Source organism: Streptomyces sp. NPDC047043, assembly GCF_040644055.1.
Taxonomy (GTDB): domain Bacteria; phylum Actinomycetota; class Actinomycetes; order Streptomycetales; family Streptomycetaceae; genus Streptomyces.
This window is the reverse complement of the sequence record NZ_JBEYVO010000067.1, coordinates 14,240-29,620: the sequence shown is the minus strand read 5'-3', so window position 1 is coordinate 29,620 and position 15,381 is coordinate 14,240. Positions and strand designations below refer to the sequence as shown.

The following is a 15,381-nucleotide window of genomic DNA, read 5'->3' as shown; positions in this document are numbered from 1 at the left end:
ATCTCGGCAGGGCTCAGTGCCAGTCGGGCGCGATGCCCGAACTGCCGCTTCACCAGACCGAGTTCGCTCATGACGATCACTCTACTACCGTTGGTCTATGTCACCACGCTGGAATCCCAACCCCGACGTACGCACCGGCCGTCACGTCGTCTACCACCTGCACGTCCATTTGGTGTTCGTCACCAAGTACCGGCGCAAGGCCATGACGGACGAGATGCTGACGCGCTGCGAAGAGATCATGCGAGAGGTCTGTACGGACTTCGAGGCCGACCTGAAGCAGTTCAACGGCGAGGAGGACCACGTCCACCTGCTCGTGCACTACCCGCCGAAGGTCCAGCTCTCCAAGCTGGTCAACTCCCTCAAAGGCGTCTCCGCCCGCCTGTTGCGCAAGGAGTACGACGCGCACGTACGCCGGTACCTGTGGGGCGGACGCTTCTGGTCCGGCTCCTACTTCGCCGGAAGCTGCGGCGGGGCGCCCCTGACCGTCGTACAGCAGTACATCGAGCGGCAGAAACGCCCCGTGGGCTGAGGCAAACAGTGCAGACCCGTACTCCGGTGCGGGTCACCCCCATTTTGAGATGGCCGTCACCATCCGGCCTGAAGGCCGGAGCACTGGCCAAGATCAAAGATAGAAGATCGGCTGCTCGGGCAGACGCGGCGGCCAGGCGCGCCACTCCAGCTCCCGGACCAGGTCCAGCTCCTTGGGTCCGGTGGGGCGCCAGAGCGTCGTGGTCGGTCGGGGGCTGGTCATGGGTTCGCTCTCTTGCGCGGGTCGGCCGCCGGTGCGGCCGGTCGGGAGTCCGGACGATACCGGCCCAACAGGCATGGCGGCCAAGGGGTTTCGTGGGCGCGGACGGCTCCGGCTCCGCTGGATGATCAATTCCAAGGGATGCCTGCGGAGGGTGTGGGGTGGGCGGCGGCCGAAGTCACCGCGAGACGGGCAGGCGGCGGGCTGCCGGCCCTGGTTGTCGAGGTGGCAGCGGGCGGTCAGGCGTCGGGGTCGACTTCGGGGTGCGTGAACCGCACGGGCTTGCCCAGCGACCGCGCGTAGGCGATCTCGGCTCGGGTGCTGTCTCCGATGTAGTCGCCGACTACGAGCACCTCATCAGCGAGCCGGATCTTCGCCCGGTGCAGATCGTCGAGTCGAACCTTCAGCGCCTGGGCCTCGACAGGATCGGACCAGAGTGCGTGCGGCGACTTCATGTCACAGCCCGGCTTGACGACAATCCTTCCGGCTTTGGTCTCCCGCAGATCGGCCTCGTTCATCTCGGTCATGAAGCGGGTGGAGCCGCAGATCACGACGATACGCGGGAGGCTCAACAGCTTCTTCGCGTCGGCGAGCTTCTCCGCGGGGGTGAGCAGCTGCGGGTATGACACTGGTTCCTCCTGGTGGTGCGGTCCAAGGGGTGCCTGCGGAGACGAGAACGAGGGTGTCCAAGATCGTTTTGTGACGAACGACGTGGACACCCTCGCGACAGCACTCTATGCGACGACCGGCGACACGCTGACGGAGCATCCCGACCCGGCGCCGTGGCGCCCGCCGGTCGGCACTACGCCCCGCCCGAGCGATGCCGAACTGGTCACCCTCGCCACGATGCAGGCCATACCCGGCTACACCTCCGAGGCCAAATGGCTCCGCCATGCCCGTGCCCACCTGCGCCACCTCTTCCCCTACCTGCCCCAACAGCCCGGCTACGACAAGCGGCTGCGCAAGGCCGCCGGTCTGCTGCGAGGCGTCAACCGGATCCTGGCCACCACCACCTCGGGGTGGAGCGACGACGTATGGGTCGGGGACTCCACCCCGGTGGAATGCGGCCGCTCCCGCGACACCGTCAAACGCTCCGACCCGGCAGGCTGGGCCGAATCACGGCTACTGCGCCAGCTGCAGCCGCTGCTTCTGGGGCCTGCGCCTGCACCTGGTCTGCAGCCTTCAGGGCAGGCCCATCGCCTTCGCCCTGACCGGGGCCAAGGCCGACGAACGCGAGCGCGACAACAACTACTTCGACCGTGGTTTCGAACGCGAACGGTCCGAGCATGGAGTCCAGTTACTGCGGCCGGCCCGTAAAGGTGAACGGGAACGGCCTGGCGCAGCCCTGTTCGAGCCGCTGCGGCAGGTAATCGAATCGATCAACGAGACCTTCAAGGGACAGCTTGACCTCGAACACCCCTTGGACCAGATCACCTAGCGGAGGGCGAAGGACGCCCGGTGTTGCCAGTCGATTCCGTTGTGGACGACCAGGTCGACCGTCGGCACACGTGCCGCGAAGGGGAGGCCGGGGAGGAGGTCGGCCTCGAGCTCGTCCAGTACGGCGTCCTCCTGCCCCTGGGCGACGGTCAGATGCGGGTGGGGCTCGTACTTGCCGCCGTACGGCGGGGCTTCGGGCCAGCGGTCGACGACCGCCTCGGTGAGCCGGCGGAACGGCGCGTCCGGGACGGGCGCGAGGTAGAGGACGCCGGGAAACCGTCCGCACTCCTCGAACCGCACGTCGAAGGACTCATGACGTCCGAAGATCTCGTCCAGGACGGCGCAGGTCCCGGCGTCGACCAGGGACGCGTGCAGGAACGGGAAGACCACGGTGACATGGGCCGGGACACCGGCGCGTGCCGCGGGGTCGAAGCGGTCCCGCCACACCCGCACCGAGGGCTCCGCCTCCGGCACGGGCACCACGAGCGCCGTCTGCCCTGCCACAAAACCAACGGATTCTCCGTCTGCCATGCCTCGGGTGTACCAGCCGGAGCCCGGTGTCCGCGACAGGACACCACTTGTGTACGCGGAATACCTGCAGCCGCCGACAATTTCACGGATGCCATATCCTGGGTCCCAGCCACTGCCGGACGGAGGACCCAGCCCATGACTGCTACGGACCCGGCGCTCACCGCGCTCGCCTCGGGCTGGTCCGCCCTCTCGCTGCTGCACGGCCGGATCGAGGCGCACATCGAGCGCGCCCTGCAGGCCAAGCATGATCTGAGCGTGCGCGAATACTCCCTGCTGGACGTGCTGAGCAGGCAGCACGACGGGGACGGCGGTCATCTGCAGATGAAGCAGGTCGCCGACGCGGTCGTCCTCAGCCAGAGCGCCACGACCCGGCTGGTCACGCGCCTGGAGGACCGTGGGCTGCTGACTCGGTACCTGTGCCCCACGGATCGGCGCGGCATCTACACCAATGTCACCGAGGCCGGTCTGAAGCTCCTGGAGGAGGCCCGCCCGACCAACGAGGCGGCCCTGCGCGAGGCCCTCGACGAGGCCGCCCGGAATCCCGAGCTCGCGCCGCTGGTCAAGGCGGTCGAGACGCTGAGCCTGCCCGTCTGACACCGAGCCCCCGCGAGCACGATCGTCGCGGGGGCTGCCGTATGCCCAAATGCTTGCATGCGACGCCTACCCGCTTCAGGCACTCACTTCGCTTGCACTTATCCCGCGTCTGCAATTATTGTCGATGCTCGTAAGCGTCACACGCAATCTGCTGGAAGGTACTCCCCATGCCTCTCGCCCTCCTGGCCCTGGCCATCGGGGCCTTCGGGATCGGCACCACCGAGTTCGTGATCATGGGCGTGCTGCCCGAGGTCGCGGGAGACTTCGGCGTCTCCATCCCCACGGCCGGCTGGCTGGTCTCCGGCTACGCCCTGGGCGTCGTCCTCGGCGCACCGGTGCTGACGGTCCTGGGAACCAGGTTCTCCCGCAAGAAGATGCTCATGTTCCTGATGGGCCTGTTCGTCGTGGGCAACGCGCTGTCCGCGCTCGCCCCCGCGTTCGGCGTCATGCTCATCGGCCGGGTGATCTCCTCACTCGCGCACGGTGCGTTCTTCGGCATCGGATCCGTGGTCGCAGCCAACCTGGTCGCGCCGGAGAAGAAGGCCTCCGCGATCTCCCTGATGTTCACGGGGCTCACCGTCGCCAACATCGTCGGCGTCCCGCTGGGTACGTACATCGGCCAGGCCGCCGGCTGGCGGGTCACCTTCACGGCCGTCGCCGCGCTCGGCATCGTCGGCCTCCTGGGTGTGGCCAAGCTGGTGCCCGAGACGGGCCGGCCCGAGAGCGACGACATCCGCAGCGAGTTCGCCGCGTTCCGCAACGTCCAGGTGTGGATCGCCATGGCGATGACGATCCTCGGCTTCGGCGGCGTCTTCGCCGCGATCACCTACATCACGCCGATGATGACCGAGGTCGCCGGTTACTCGGCCGGAGCGGTCACCTGGCTGCTGGTCCTGTTCGGGGTCGGGATGTTCCTGGGCAACCTGGTGGGCGGCCGGTTCGCCGACCGGGCGCTGATGCCCATGCTGTTCACCGCCCTCGGCGCACTGTCCCTGGCGCTGCTGCTGTTCACGGCGACCGCCCACAACAAGGTCCTCGCCGCGATCACGCTGACGCTGATCGGTGCACTGGGCTTCGCCACCGTGCCGCCGCTGCAGAAGTGGGTGCTCGACCAGGCCTCGGCCGCGCCGACGCTGGCGTCCGCCGCCAACATCGGCGCCTTCAACCTCGGCAACGCACTGGCCGCGTGGCTGGGCGGCGTCGTCATCTCGGCCGGGTTCGGCTACACCTCGCCCAACTGGATCGGCGCCCTCCTCGCCGCAGCCGCACTGCTGCTGTCCTTCCTGGCCGCCTTCCTCGACCGCCGCACCCGGTCCACCGCCGGCCGCGTCGTGGCCGCCTCCGCACCGGCCGACAACTCGCCGGCCGCCGCACGGCACTGACCCAACCTCCCTCCCGTGCAAGGAACTTCCGCACATGACCCCCACCGTCCCCACCGTCACGCTCAACAACGGCGTCCGCATCCCGCAGCTCGGCTTCGGCGTCTTCCAGGTCCCCGACACCGAGACCGGCGCCGCCGTCACCGCCGCCCTGGAAGCCGGCTACCGCAGCATCGACACGGCCGCGATCTACGGCAACGAGGCCGGCGTGGGCGCCGCCCTGGCCGCCTCGGGCATCGGCCGCGCCGAGCTGTTCGTCACCACCAAGTTGTGGAACGCCGACCAGGGTTACGACGCCACGCTGCGGGCCTTCGACGCGAGCCTCGCCAAGCTGGGTCTGGAGTACGTCGACCTGTATCTCGTCCACTGGCCCACTCCGGCCCGCGACCTGTACCGCGAGTCGTGGCAGGCCATCGAGAAGCTGGTGGCCGACGGGCGGATCCGCGCCGCGGGTGTCTCCAACTTCCAGCCCGCTCATCTACGTCGGCTGCTGGACGGCAGCTCGCTCGTACCGGCCGTCAATCAGATCGAGCTCCATCCCGGCCTGCAGCAGGGCGAGTTGCGTGCACTGCACGCGGAGCTCGGCATCGTCACCGAGGCCTGGAGCCCGCTCGCCCAGGGTGCGGTGCTCGCCTACCAAGCGATCACCGAGATCGCCGCACGCCACGGCAGGTCGCCCGCCCAGGTCGTGCTGCGCTGGCACCTCCAGCTCGGCAACGTGGTGATCCCGAAGTCCGCCACGCCCGCGCGTATCCGCGCGAACATCGACGTCTTCGACTTCGCCCTCGGCGACGATGAGATGACCGCGATCGCCGCCCTCGACCGCGATCTGCGCACCGGCCCGGACCCCGACACCCTCAACTGACCGCCGGGCGTTGGTGGTTCATCACGGCGAGCGCGGCGCCGGCGGCCGACAGGACGATGTCCGGCTCGGCACCGGCGGCCGCGGCGACATCGGTGACCAGCCGGACGTCCTTGCGCAGCAGGGGCTCGGCGTGGGCGGCGATGCGCTCCAGGGTGCCGCCGGCGGAGGCGAGCCGGGTCAGCGCGAAGCTGCCGGCGCTTCCCTTCGCGAGGACCTGGGCGAGGGCGGCCGGATCGATCGCGAGGTCCCGGCCGAGGGCGAGCGTGTCGGCGGCGGTCGCCAAGTTGGCAGTGAACAGCACGTTGTTGAGGAGCTTGGCCAGTTGTCCGGTGCCGAGTGGGCCCATGTGGACGACCGGGTCGGCGTAGGTCGCGAAGACCGGGCGGCAGTAGGCGATCGTGCCGGGCTCTCCCCCGGCCATCACCACCAGCCGCCCCTCGGCCGCTGCCGAACCGCCCCCGCTGACCGGTGCGTCGATCAGCGTCACCCCGTGGGTGCGGGCGCGGTCGGCCAGGCGCCGGCAGGTGTCGGGGTGGACGGTGCTGTGTACGGCGATCACACCGCCCCTGCGCAGACCGGCCAGAACGCCGTGCTCGCCGGTGATCACCTCCTCGACGTCCGCGTCGTCGACGACGCAGATGCAGACCAGGTCGCTGCTCGCGGCCAGGTCGGCTGGGGACGCGGCCCGCTTGGCCGGGGTGTCGGCGAAGGGGACCAGGGTGGCTGGGCGCCGCGCCCACAGGGTCGTCTCGTGGCCCGCGTCGATGATGCGGCGGGCCATGGGGGCGCCCTGGCTGCCCAGGCCGATGAATCCGACGCGCATCAACTGGCCTCCTGCTCAACGGGTTCGGGGCTCTGTGCCGGTTGCGGCGAGGGCTCAGGCGCAGGCTTCGGGTGCCAGAACGTGGCGAGCAGCCCGGCGGTCGCCACCACGGCCACCCCGAGCGCGATGCCGCCGCCCGCCCAGCCGGTGAGGTCGATGCCGGCCGCCTCGTCCAGCGAGGCGCTGCCCGGTCCCAGTACGGCCAGCGCCAGTGACATAACGGCGAGCGTGAGGACGTACTCGTAGCCCTCCTTGAAGACGAAGAACCCGTTGGGCCGGTGGGCCAGCAGGCCCGCGACCAGCATCACCGAGATGACGGCCGCGCAGGCCAGCGGGGTGAACAGGCCGGCCAGCAGCAGTGCGCCCGCGCCGGCCTCGGTGACCACGCTCAGCCAGGCCTGCAGCGTGCCGTGGGTGAGGCCGAGGCCGGTGAACCAGCGGGCGGTGCCGGTGATGCGGCCGCCGCCGCGCCAGTGGTTGAGGCCGTGCGCGATCATGACGACGCCCAGGACCAGGCGCAGCAGCAGGGCGACGATATCCGCTTCGTTCATCCGGCTCTCCCTTGTCGTGGGGGTGCGGCGGTGGTGGCCTCCCGGGTCACCGCGCACTCCTCGGCGAACGCCAGCACCTTCAGGTGGTAGGCCCGGGCCGAGTGGCCGAGGCTCAAGTTGTGCCCGGTGTCGGGCTGTTCGTTGACGCGGACTCGGGGTGAGGCCGTGAAGAGGGAGGCGATGTCGGCCAGGGCCGCGGGGCCCGAGCTCCACACCTCCTCGTGGTCGCCCAGGCTGAACTGCACGGGCACGCGCACCCGTGCCGCCAACTCCGGGAATTCGTAACGCCATTCGCGTGCGGCGGACTCGTAGGCGGGTGAGGCGGCCGCGATGCCGGCGCCGCCGAGGACGTCGGGCGGGTACAAGTGGCCCGGTCCCCAGAGGGCTTCACGCAGTCGCGCGCGAGCGCGACCCTCCCGGCGCAGGTCTTCCTCGTTGCTCTCGAGAAAGCTCACGGAGCGGGGGTGGTGGTAGCGGCCCGTGCCGGCGATCTCCAGGCCGAGCAGGCCGGTTCCGCGGGCGTGGGCGGCCATGCGTACGGCGAGTTCGCTGCCTGCGGAGTGGGCCATCAGGAAGATGCCCGCTCCCGTCGGGCGCGATGCGAGCAGGCGGTCCATGCTCGCGTGGGCGAGGTCGACTCGCCTTGCCGGGTCGGTGAGTTGGGCGGCGTCGGGCAGCGAGGCGCCGTAGCCGGGCCGGTCGAGGGCGATGACGGTGAAGCCGAGGGCGGCGCCGGTGTGCAGGAGGGAGAGCCGTGGATGGTGCGGGCAGTCGAAGTACGTGGAGGTGGTGCCGCCGCCGTGCAGGGCGAGGACGACGGCCCGGGGGCCGCGTACCCAAGTCGCCCTGTACGACAGGGAGATGCCGTCGATGTCGACGATGCCGGGCACGACGTGGTGGCGCTCGTTCACGTGTCCGTCCTCAGGAGGATGACTCCGCTGGGTGTGAGGCCGCCGGAGCTGACCACGGCGACGCGGGCCCCGGGCACCTGGCGTGCCCCGCCCTCCCCGCGCAGTTGGACGATCGCCTCGTGGACGAGGCCCATGCCGTGGGTGCGGCCGTGGGAGAGCTGGCCGCCGTGGGTGTTGAGGGGCAGTACGCCGTCGCGGGCGATGTTCTTTCCGCCGTCCAGGAAGTCCTTCGCCTCGCCGATGCCGCAGAAGCCCAACGCCTCTATCCAGGAAAGGCAGTTGAAGGTGAATCCGTCGTAGAGCTGGGCGACGTCGACGTCGGCGGGGCGCAGGGAGGTGCGCGTCCACAGGTGGGCGGACTGGCCGAGGACCTGGGGTTCGTGGGTGAGGGTGCTCTGGTCCCATTCGAGGCGTTCGGTGATCTGGGTGCCGACGGCCTCGACGAGGACGGGCGGCTTGGCCAGGTCGCCTGCGGTGTCGACGGCCGATACGACGACGGCGACGGCTCCGTCGCAGGGGACGTCGCAGTCGTAGAGGCCGAAGGGGGTGGTGATGGGGCGGGCCTGGAGGTAGTCGTCCATCGTCAGGGGGTCGCGGTAGATCGCTGTGGGGTTGAGGGCGGCGTTGGCGCGTTGGTTGAGGGCGATCCAGCCGAGGGTTTCGCGGGTGGTGCCGTAGCGGTGGAAGTGGCGCCCGGCGTTCTGGGCCAGGGTGTGGGCCGCGGAGATCGCGCCGAAGGGCTTGAGCCAGCCCGCGTCCGAGGTGGCGGGGACGGGGATCCTGCCCTGTTTGACCAGTTCGCCGTGGCTGGCCTCCCACAGGGTGCGGAAGCACAGGACGTGCCGGGCGAGGCCGCCGGCCACGGCCAGCATCGCCGCGATCAGGGAGCCGCCGGGGCCGAAGGTCTCGCCGCCGCCGTTGTGCCAGGTGGGGCGGATGCCGAGGGCGGACTCCAGTGCGGTGATGCCGCCTTCGGCGAAGCCGCCGTAGGCGCCGGCTCCGGGGTAGGTGGCCAGGCCGTCGATGTCGTCGAGGGTGAGGCCGGCGTCGGCGACCGCGGCTTCGCAGGCTTCGACGGTGAGGGCGAGCGGGGGGACCATCAGGCGGCGGCCGAGGCGTGAGGCGCCGATGCCGGTGAGGGCGACCTTGTCCTCGAATTTGTCCGGGGCGGCCATCGGTCGTATGTGACATGGCACTGAGCCCGGTTCGACCTCGTCGACGGGGAGCGGGGCCGGCTCCCCCTGTTCGGCCAGCGGCCGGAACAGGGGCAGCCACACGTCGTCCCCGGCTCGCTCGAAGACCACCTCCATCCGCATGCCGAGGGCGAGTTGCCCGGGATCGCACTCCACGGCGTTGGTGGTGAGCCGGACGCGGGCGTCTTCCTCGAGGGCGACCTGGGCGACGACGTACGGGGACGGGAGTCCGGGGACGCCGAAGCGGTGGTTGACGGTGAAGCCGATGAGGGTGGCGCGGCCGGAGACGGCCCGTGCGCCCAGCTCCCGTCCGCGGCAGTAGCGGCAGACGGGCTGGGGCGGGTGGATCAGGGCGGTGCACGAGGTGCACTCCTGGATCCGCAGCCGGCCGTCCGCCCCTGAGGTCCAGAAGAACGCGTTCTGGTCGGTGATCAGGGGCAGGGGGCGGCGCCTCTGGGAGCCGGGGGATGCGGCGGATGCGGCCACCTGTTCTCCTCCGTTCAGAGCGCGGAGTCGGGGCGGGCCGTGCGCACGACCGGCTCGGCGAGGCCTTGTTCGTCGGAGGCCTTCTGCAGCGCCTCCAACGTCTCGTCGAGTGAAGGCCCGAGCCGTTTGCCGGGTGTGAAGGTCGCCGGGAGGTGGCGCATGCCCTGGATGATGCCGATGGTCTCGTAGTGGACGGTGCCGTCGGGATCGCAGCGGAAGTCGGGCATGCGGTCCAGTACGGCGGTCACCATCCGCTTGAACACCGTACGGGCGACGTTCGAGCCGATGCAGCGGTGGATGCCGAGGCCGAAGCTGCTGTGCCGGTTGCCCTTGCGGTCCAGGTCGACGCGGTCGGGGTCGGGGAAGACGGCGGGGTCGCGGTTGGCCATCGCCCAGGACAGCCACAGGCGTTCACCCTCCTCGAACCGCTGGCCCGCGATCTCGCAGTCGGCGGAGATCGTACGGCCGTCACCCGGGGCCGGGGCGAAGTACCGCAGGAACTCCTCGGTCGCCGAGTCCAGCAGAGAATCCCGTTCTCGGCTGAGTCGGTCCCGCTCACCGGGATTCCGGGACAGCCATTCCAGCGCGTGTGCGGTGAGTGCCGTCGTCGTGTCGAAGCCGCCGCCGATGAGCAGGGCCAGTACGCCGGTCAACTCCTCGTCGGGCGGGGTCTTTCCGTTGATGTCGGCGCGTACGAGGGCGTCGATCAGGCCGGGCCGCGGCTTCTCGCGGATCTCGCGGAGCGCCATGTACAGCGACATGCCCATGGTGCGGCTCAGTTCGGCGACCCGCGGCATGTCGGGCGAGTCGGGCGGGGTGTAGACGGAGGCGTGGGCCGGTTCGTTGTAGACGGTCCAGTCCTTGAGCGGGATGCCCATCATGGCGAGGGTGAGGACGGCCGGGACGATGTTGGCGAGGTCGTCGACGAAGTCGATCCGGCCCTCTTCGATCTTCTCGTCGAGGCAGGCGCGTACGACCTCGTCGACGAAGGGGATCCAGCGTCCGACGGCCGCCGGGGAGAGGTAGGGGTTGAGGGTCTGGCGGTAGTGCCGCTGCTCGGGCGGGTCCATCTCCAGGAATCCGCCCTGTACTTCGCGGGCGCGCGGCGGGGAGGGGATGGTGATGCCCTTGTAGCCGCGGCGTTCGCCCTTCACGTCGTGGTCGTTGGAGAGGAACTCGGCGGAGCGGGCCAGTTCGAAGACCTCGCGGTTGCCGCTGGCGACCCAGTGGCCGCCGTGGGTGTCGGTCCAGGCGATGGGGCACCTGCCGTGCAGTTCGTGGGTGATCTCCTCGAACTCGTGGCGGTATTCGGGGGTGTGCCGGTCGAAGTGCACCCGGTGTTTCTTGCGGTCGTCGTCGCTGAGTGCCTCGCTCATGGGGCCTCCCTTGTCAGAAGATCTGGATGGCCCGTTCCGGGCACGAGTGCGCGGCTTCCCGCACGTCCTCTTCCTGATCGGCCGGTACGTCCTCGCTGACGGCCGAGGAGTGGCCGTCGACCTCGTCCAGCCGGAACGACTTCGGAGCGGTCATCCAGCAGAGCGTGTGGCCCTGGCAGCGCTCCGGATCGACGCGGACCTTCACGGCTTGCCTCCCTGTCACGGTGGGGTTCCTGCGGTTCAGCGGCGCCAGTCGTACCACTTGAGGTAGCCGCCGGCGTCGACGCGCAGCTGGGTGCCGGTGATGTAGCGGGCCTCGTCGGAGGCGAGGAAGAGAACGGCGTTGCTGATGTCGAGCGGCTCGACGTACGGGATCGGCATGGCCTGTTGTACGGCGAAGCCGGGCTCGGCGTCCTCGCGGGTGGGGTGTTCGAGGTCGGGGCGGAAGGACTTGTACATCGGCTCGCTCTGCAGCATGCGGGTGTCGACGTTGGTGGGGTGGACGACGTTGGCGCGCTGCTTCAACGGGGCGAGATTGCGGGCGAGTTCGTGGACGTACTCGGACAGGGCACGCTTGGCGAAGGCGTAGCCGGCGCCGCCCGGGTTGTTGCCGGGCTCCTGGACGATGCCGAACTCCATGAGGGCGGCGGTGGACCCGGTGGCGATGACGGAGGCGCCCTCGCGCAGGTGGGGCAGCGAGACCTGGATGGCGTTGATGGTGCCGATGAGGTCGACGTCGACGGCGTCGCACCAGGCCTGGAGTTTGGGTTCGCCGCGCAGGGGGGCGATGCCGGCCTGGGCCACCACGATGTCCAGGCCGCCGAGTTGGTCGAGGCCGGTCTTCAGGGCCTCGCGCAGCTGGGCGGCGTCGCGTACGTCGGCCTGGAGCGCGACGATCCGGCGGCCCTGTTCCTCGACCAGCCGGACCGTCTCCTTCAGGTCCTGCGGGGTGGCCATCGGGTAGCCGACCGTCTCGAAGTCGCGGCAGATGTCCACCGCGATGATGTCGGCGCCCTCCTCGGCCAGCCGTACGGCGTGGCTGCGGCCCTGACCGCGCGCGGCGCCGGTGATGAAGGCGACCTTGCCATCGACTCGTCCCATCGGGGTGTCCCTCCTGTGGTGTGTGGTTGTGCTGTTCAGCCCGCGCCCGCGGGTGCCACCGCGTCGGCGAGGGCGTCGAGGGCCGGGGCGAGGGCGCCGAGGTCCGCGCCGAGTTCATCGGCGACCGTGCGGACGGCGTCCAGGTCCTTGCCGAGGAACTCCCCTGTCGTACGGGCGAATTCGGTGACCGAGCCGTGTCGTACGACTCCGGCGAGCGCGCGGCTCGAGGCGCTGCCGTGGGTGAGGGCCTCGAGAAGCAGATGTTCGTCGATGCCCAACTCGCCGCCGAGGCGGACCGCGTGGGACAGCAGTCCGATCTGGGCCGCGAAGACGGTGTTGTTGACCAGCTTGACCCGCTGGCCGGCACCGAGCGGGCCGACGTGCAGCACCGGGTCGCCGTAGCTGCGCAGCACGGGGCGGATGCGGGCGACGGCGTTGTCGGCGCCGCCGACGTAGAGGGTGACGCGGCCGGCCGCCACGTCGGGCGGTCCGCCGCTGACCGGGGCGTCGAGCACCATGATGCCGCGCCGCTCCCCCCGGGCGGCGACGGCCTCGACGGTGTGGGGACTGCCGGTGGTGTGGACGACCAGGACCGCTCCGGCAGACATCACATCCAGGAGTCCGCCGTGCAGGCAGACCTCGCGGACCTGCTCGTCGGTGCGGACGCACACCAGCACGGCGTCGGCCCCCTCGCCGACCTGCGCGACCTCGGGGACGACCTGTGCGGGTTCCTGGGCGAGGGCGCGGCGGGCCTCGGCCGTGCGGCCGGCCACTCGTATCCGGTGGCCCGCCCCGGCGAGCCGTCGCACCATCGGCAGGCCCATCCGACCGGCGCCCACGACTCCGATCACAAGAATCTCCCTTCCGAATGCGAGAACCATACTTTCAGCTGGCGATGCCCGGAAGTCCCGCGTAGGGACTTCGTGTCACGCCGCGACAGGGCAGAGCGTCACCCTTCCGAGGCCGTGACGCCCACTCGTCCACCGGCTATGGTTCTCAAAATCGAGAACTCTGTTTCCATCGGTTGGGAAAAGGGCGTCGAGGTCTGGAGGAGTTCATGCAGCGCAAGACCTTCGGGGAGGTCGTCGGATGAGCGGCGGCGGTCCGCTGGACGGGATTCGGGTTCTCGAAGTGGCGATGTACGGTTTCGTGCCGTCCGCCGGCGCGGTTCTCGCCGACTGGGGCGCGGACGTGATCAAAGTCGAGCATGCCGTGACCGGCGATCCGCAGCGCGGGCTGCGGCAGACCGGCACGTTCAAGGTCGAGGGCGATCCCAACCCCAACGTCGAGCATGCGAACCGGGGCAAACGCAGCATCGGCCTCGACATGGCCCGCCCGGAGGGCAGGGAGGTGCTGTACGAACTGGCCCGGCAGGCGGACGTCTTCCTGACCAGCTTCCTGCCCTCCGCACGGCGGAAGTTCGGCATCGACGTGGACGACCTCCGCGCGGTGAATGAACGGATCGTCTACGCCCGGGGCAGTGCTCTCGGTCCGCGGGGGCAGGAGTCGGACAGGGGCGGGTACGACATGACGGCGTTCTGGGCGCGGGCGGGTACCGCGGCCAGCCTGACCCCGGCCGGCACGGAGGGGATGATCCCGCCTCCGGGGCCCGCCTACGGTGACACCATCTCCGGCACGAACCTCGCCGGAGGCATCGCGGCGGCCCTGCTGAAGCGGGAGCGGACCGGCGAGGCGTCGGTGGTCGACGTCTCCCTGCTCGGCAGCGGGGTCTGGGCCCTGGGGCACGGGATCGCGCTCTCGGTGCACCTGGACAGGCCGATGGTGGCGCCGCCGCTCGGCGCCCACGGCTCCCCCACCAACCCGCTGTCCGGGCTGTACCGCACGGCCGACGAGCGCTATCTGGCCTTCGTGATGATGCAGCCGGGCAAGTTCTGGGCGGACGTGTGCCGGCACATCGACCGGCCCGAGCTGGCCGAGGATCCGCGGTTCGCGACCGGCGCCGACATCGCCGCAAACACCGAGGAGGCGGTCAAGATCCTGCGGGAGGTGATCGCCACCCGCACGCTCGGCGAGTGGACCGAGCGGTTCGCCACACTGGCCGGGCCCTGGGCGCCCGTACAGGATTCCCTGCAGGTCGGCTCGGACGCTCAGGTGCGGGCCAACGAGTATCTGGTGCGGGCCGGTCAGCTCGAACTCGCCGCGAGTCCGGTGCAGTTCGACGTCGCCGCGCCGGAGTTGGGGGCGGCTCCGGAGTTCGCGGCGCAGACCGAGGAGATCCTGCTGGAGCTGGGGCTGGACTGGGAGCGGATTCTGGCGCTGAAGGCGGCGGGGGCGGTGACGTAACTCCCGCCGGGGAACGCTCTGTTACGGCTGGGCGATCCGCTTCAGGCGTATGGCTGGACCCACTTCGGGGTCCAGGTGTCGCGCTCGGACCCGATGGTGCCGAGGTGGGTGCGCAGTGCGGTCAGGGCCGGGTGCGGGTTGTCGGCGCGCCAGATCAGCGAGTGGGGGTAGACCGGGGTCGGATCGTGCAGGGGGATGCGGCGCAGGTCGTGGTCGGCGGGCCAGACGACCCGGGTCTGTTCGCCGACGAAGGTTCCGAGCAGCGGGGAGTCGGCGATGGTGTCGAGGAGCGGTTCGGTGCCGAAGTCGGGACCGGTGACCTCGATGGTAAAGCCGAAGGCCGCGGCCAGGTCGTCGTAGAAGGCGGCCCACTCGGTGCCGGCGACGTTGCCCGGCATCCAGATGCGGTGCCCGGCCAGCTGGGCCGGGGTGAGTGTGCGGGCGGCGGCGAGCGGGTGGGCGGGGCCGGTGAGCAGCTCGACGGGTTCGTCGTGGACGCGGGCCGCCTCGATGCCGTCGGGGAGTTGGCGTGCGGGCCTGGTGAGGGCGCGGAAGGACGCGTCGATGGTGCCGGTGCGTACGGCGGCGAGGGCCGCGTCGGCGTCGAAGAGGGTCACGACGTCGAGGGCGACCTCGGGGTGGGCGCGATGGAAGTCGCGGACCAGGTCGGCGGGCGCGAGCCGGCGGCCGATGACGTCGACGCGCAGGGCACGGCGGCCGGGGCGCACGGAAGCGGCCGCCCGCTCCTCGGCGCGCAGGAGTTCACGGGCGTGGGGCAGGAGGACCTGTCCGTCGACGGTGAGCCGGGCTCCGCGTGCCGTGCGGGTGAACAGCCGTACCTCGAGCTCCCGCTCCAGCGCGGCGACGCGCTTGGAGACGGCTTGCTGGGTGACCGCCAGGGCGAGGGCGGCCTCCCGGAACTGTCCGGCGTCCGCGACGGCCACGAAGGTGCGTACTGCGTCGAGATCCACGGGCCCTTTCTACAACCTCCGGCACCGGCCTCTCGCACAACTTCTGGTTGTGGAGTGCCGCGCGCGTCGGTTGTTTGATCCGTCGCCGCGTGACCCGCTTTGATGTCGCCG

16 protein-coding genes and 2 pseudogenes are annotated in these 15,381 nt (G+C 70.4%); 6 read left to right on the top strand and 12 right to left on the bottom strand.

Annotation, left to right across the window (positions count from 1 at the left end):
* The first annotated feature begins 97 nt into the window (after window positions 1-97).
* Window positions 98-529 (top strand): IS200/IS605 family transposase, encoded by a 432-nt coding sequence (gene tnpA / locus ABZ880_RS53170; protein ID WP_361278940.1) that lies wholly within the window; start codon window positions 98-100, stop codon window positions 527-529.
* Between the two features lie 99 nt (window positions 530-628).
* Here the strand turns inward: tnpA and ABZ880_RS53165 are convergent.
* Both ABZ880_RS53165 and ABZ880_RS53160 read right to left on the bottom strand, forming a co-directional pair.
* A pseudogene (locus tag ABZ880_RS53165) lies at window positions 629-835 on the bottom strand (hypothetical protein); the annotation flags it as partial.
* Window positions 836-987: 152 nt separating this feature from the next.
* Window positions 988-1,377 carry a hypothetical protein gene (locus ABZ880_RS53160; RefSeq protein WP_361278938.1) on the bottom strand — a complete coding sequence of 130 codons (390 nt, stop codon included), beginning with the start codon at window positions 1,375-1,377 and terminating at the stop codon, window positions 988-990.
* A 70-nt stretch (window positions 1,378-1,447) separates the two neighbouring features.
* Here ABZ880_RS53160 and ABZ880_RS53155 point away from each other — a divergent pair.
* A pseudogene (locus ABZ880_RS53155) lies at window positions 1,448-2,162 on the top strand (IS982 family transposase); the annotation flags it as partial.
* 20 nt (window positions 2,163-2,182) lie between these two features.
* Here ABZ880_RS53155 and ABZ880_RS53150 read toward each other — a convergent pair.
* Window positions 2,183-2,716, bottom strand: coding sequence for a 2'-5' RNA ligase family protein (locus tag ABZ880_RS53150; protein ID WP_361278936.1), 534 nt, complete (start codon window positions 2,714-2,716; stop codon window positions 2,183-2,185).
* Between the two features lie 135 nt (window positions 2,717-2,851).
* Here ABZ880_RS53150 and ABZ880_RS53145 point away from each other — a divergent pair, with 135 nt between their 5' ends.
* The 3 genes from ABZ880_RS53145 to ABZ880_RS53135 all read left to right on the top strand — a co-directional run bounded on the left by ABZ880_RS53145 (window position 2,852) and on the right by ABZ880_RS53135 (window position 5,554).
* Window positions 2,852-3,310, top strand: coding sequence for a MarR family transcriptional regulator (locus ABZ880_RS53145; RefSeq protein WP_361278934.1), 459 nt, complete (start codon window positions 2,852-2,854; stop codon window positions 3,308-3,310).
* A gap of 167 nt (window positions 3,311-3,477) precedes the next feature.
* Window positions 3,478-4,692 (top strand): MFS transporter, encoded by a 1,215-nt coding sequence (locus ABZ880_RS53140; protein ID WP_361278932.1) that lies wholly within the window; start codon window positions 3,478-3,480, stop codon window positions 4,690-4,692.
* Window positions 4,693-4,726: 34 nt separating this feature from the next.
* On the top strand, window positions 4,727-5,554 hold the full coding sequence (locus ABZ880_RS53135; protein ID WP_361278930.1) for an aldo/keto reductase: 828 nt from the start codon (window positions 4,727-4,729) through the stop codon (window positions 5,552-5,554).
* Here the strand turns inward: ABZ880_RS53135 and ABZ880_RS53130 are convergent.
* Genes ABZ880_RS53130 through ABZ880_RS53095 form a run of 8 tightly spaced genes read right to left on the bottom strand, consistent with a single transcriptional unit; the run spans window position 5,547 to window position 12,846 of the window.
* Window positions 5,547-6,377, bottom strand: coding sequence for an NAD(P)-dependent oxidoreductase (locus ABZ880_RS53130; RefSeq protein WP_361278928.1), 831 nt, complete (start codon window positions 6,375-6,377; stop codon window positions 5,547-5,549). The genes ABZ880_RS53135 and ABZ880_RS53130 overlap by 8 nt on opposite strands.
* Window positions 6,377-6,928, bottom strand: coding sequence for a DoxX family protein (locus ABZ880_RS53125; protein ID WP_361278926.1), 552 nt, complete (start codon window positions 6,926-6,928; stop codon window positions 6,377-6,379). The genes ABZ880_RS53130 and ABZ880_RS53125 overlap by 1 nt, the downstream gene beginning before the upstream one ends.
* Complete coding sequence (locus ABZ880_RS53120) at window positions 6,925-7,839, bottom strand: alpha/beta fold hydrolase (protein WP_361278924.1); 915 nt, start codon at window positions 7,837-7,839, stop codon at window positions 6,925-6,927. The genes ABZ880_RS53125 and ABZ880_RS53120 overlap by 4 nt, the downstream gene beginning before the upstream one ends.
* Window positions 7,836-9,518 carry an OB-fold domain-containing protein gene (locus tag ABZ880_RS53115; protein ID WP_361278922.1) on the bottom strand — a complete coding sequence of 561 codons (1,683 nt, stop codon included), beginning with the start codon at window positions 9,516-9,518 and terminating at the stop codon, window positions 7,836-7,838. The genes ABZ880_RS53120 and ABZ880_RS53115 overlap by 4 nt, the downstream gene beginning before the upstream one ends.
* 14 nt (window positions 9,519-9,532) lie before the next feature.
* Complete coding sequence (locus tag ABZ880_RS53110) at window positions 9,533-10,894, bottom strand: cytochrome P450 (protein ID WP_361278919.1); 1,362 nt, start codon at window positions 10,892-10,894, stop codon at window positions 9,533-9,535.
* Between the two features lie 13 nt (window positions 10,895-10,907).
* Window positions 10,908-11,099, bottom strand: coding sequence for a ferredoxin (locus ABZ880_RS53105; RefSeq protein ID WP_361278917.1), 192 nt, complete (start codon window positions 11,097-11,099; stop codon window positions 10,908-10,910).
* A gap of 35 nt (window positions 11,100-11,134) precedes the next feature.
* The gene (locus ABZ880_RS53100; RefSeq protein WP_361278915.1) at window positions 11,135-11,995 is read right to left on the bottom strand and encodes a mycofactocin-coupled SDR family oxidoreductase; all 861 of its coding nucleotides are present in this window, start codon (window positions 11,993-11,995) and stop codon (window positions 11,135-11,137) included.
* Between the two features lie 35 nt (window positions 11,996-12,030).
* Window positions 12,031-12,846, bottom strand: a complete 816-nt coding sequence (locus ABZ880_RS53095; RefSeq protein ID WP_361278912.1) for an NAD(P)-dependent oxidoreductase — start codon at window positions 12,844-12,846, stop codon at window positions 12,031-12,033.
* 238 nt (window positions 12,847-13,084) lie between these two features.
* Between ABZ880_RS53095 and ABZ880_RS53090 the strand changes: the two genes are divergently transcribed.
* Window positions 13,085-14,299: a CoA transferase gene (locus ABZ880_RS53090; RefSeq protein ID WP_361278910.1), complete on the top strand. Its 1,215-nt coding sequence runs from the start codon at window positions 13,085-13,087 to the stop codon at window positions 14,297-14,299.
* A 41-nt stretch (window positions 14,300-14,340) separates the two neighbouring features.
* Here ABZ880_RS53090 and ABZ880_RS53085 read toward each other — a convergent pair whose 3' ends face one another.
* Entirely contained in the window at window positions 14,341-15,270 is a 930-nt protein-coding gene (locus tag ABZ880_RS53085) for a LysR family transcriptional regulator (RefSeq protein WP_361278908.1), read from the bottom strand.
* Window positions 15,271-15,381: the final 111 nt, after the last annotated feature.

Bases quoted from the DNA above. Each gene is read 5' to 3' on its own strand.
- ABZ880_RS53135 (WP_361278930.1), top strand. From the start codon at position 4,727: ATGACCCCCACCGTCCCCACCGTCACGCTCAACAACGGCGTCCGCATC.
- ABZ880_RS53150 (WP_361278936.1), bottom strand. From the start codon at position 2,716: ATGGCAGACGGAGAATCCGTTGGTTTTGTGGCAGGGCAGACGGCGCTC.
- tnpA (WP_361278940.1), top strand. From the start codon at position 98: ATGTCACCACGCTGGAATCCCAACCCCGACGTACGCACCGGCCGTCAC.
- ABZ880_RS53090 (WP_361278910.1), top strand. From the start codon at position 13,085: ATGAGCGGCGGCGGTCCGCTGGACGGGATTCGGGTTCTCGAAGTGGCG.
- ABZ880_RS53145 (WP_361278934.1), top strand. From the start codon at position 2,852: ATGACTGCTACGGACCCGGCGCTCACCGCGCTCGCCTCGGGCTGGTCC.
- ABZ880_RS53110 (WP_361278919.1), bottom strand. From the start codon at position 10,894: ATGAGCGAGGCACTCAGCGACGACGACCGCAAGAAACACCGGGTGCAC.
- ABZ880_RS53140 (WP_361278932.1), top strand. From the start codon at position 3,478: ATGCCTCTCGCCCTCCTGGCCCTGGCCATCGGGGCCTTCGGGATCGGC.
- ABZ880_RS53125 (WP_361278926.1), bottom strand. From the start codon at position 6,928: ATGAACGAAGCGGATATCGTCGCCCTGCTGCTGCGCCTGGTCCTGGGC.
- ABZ880_RS53130 (WP_361278928.1), bottom strand. From the start codon at position 6,377: ATGCGCGTCGGATTCATCGGCCTGGGCAGCCAGGGCGCCCCCATGGCC.
- ABZ880_RS53100 (WP_361278915.1), bottom strand. From the start codon at position 11,995: ATGGGACGAGTCGATGGCAAGGTCGCCTTCATCACCGGCGCCGCGCGC.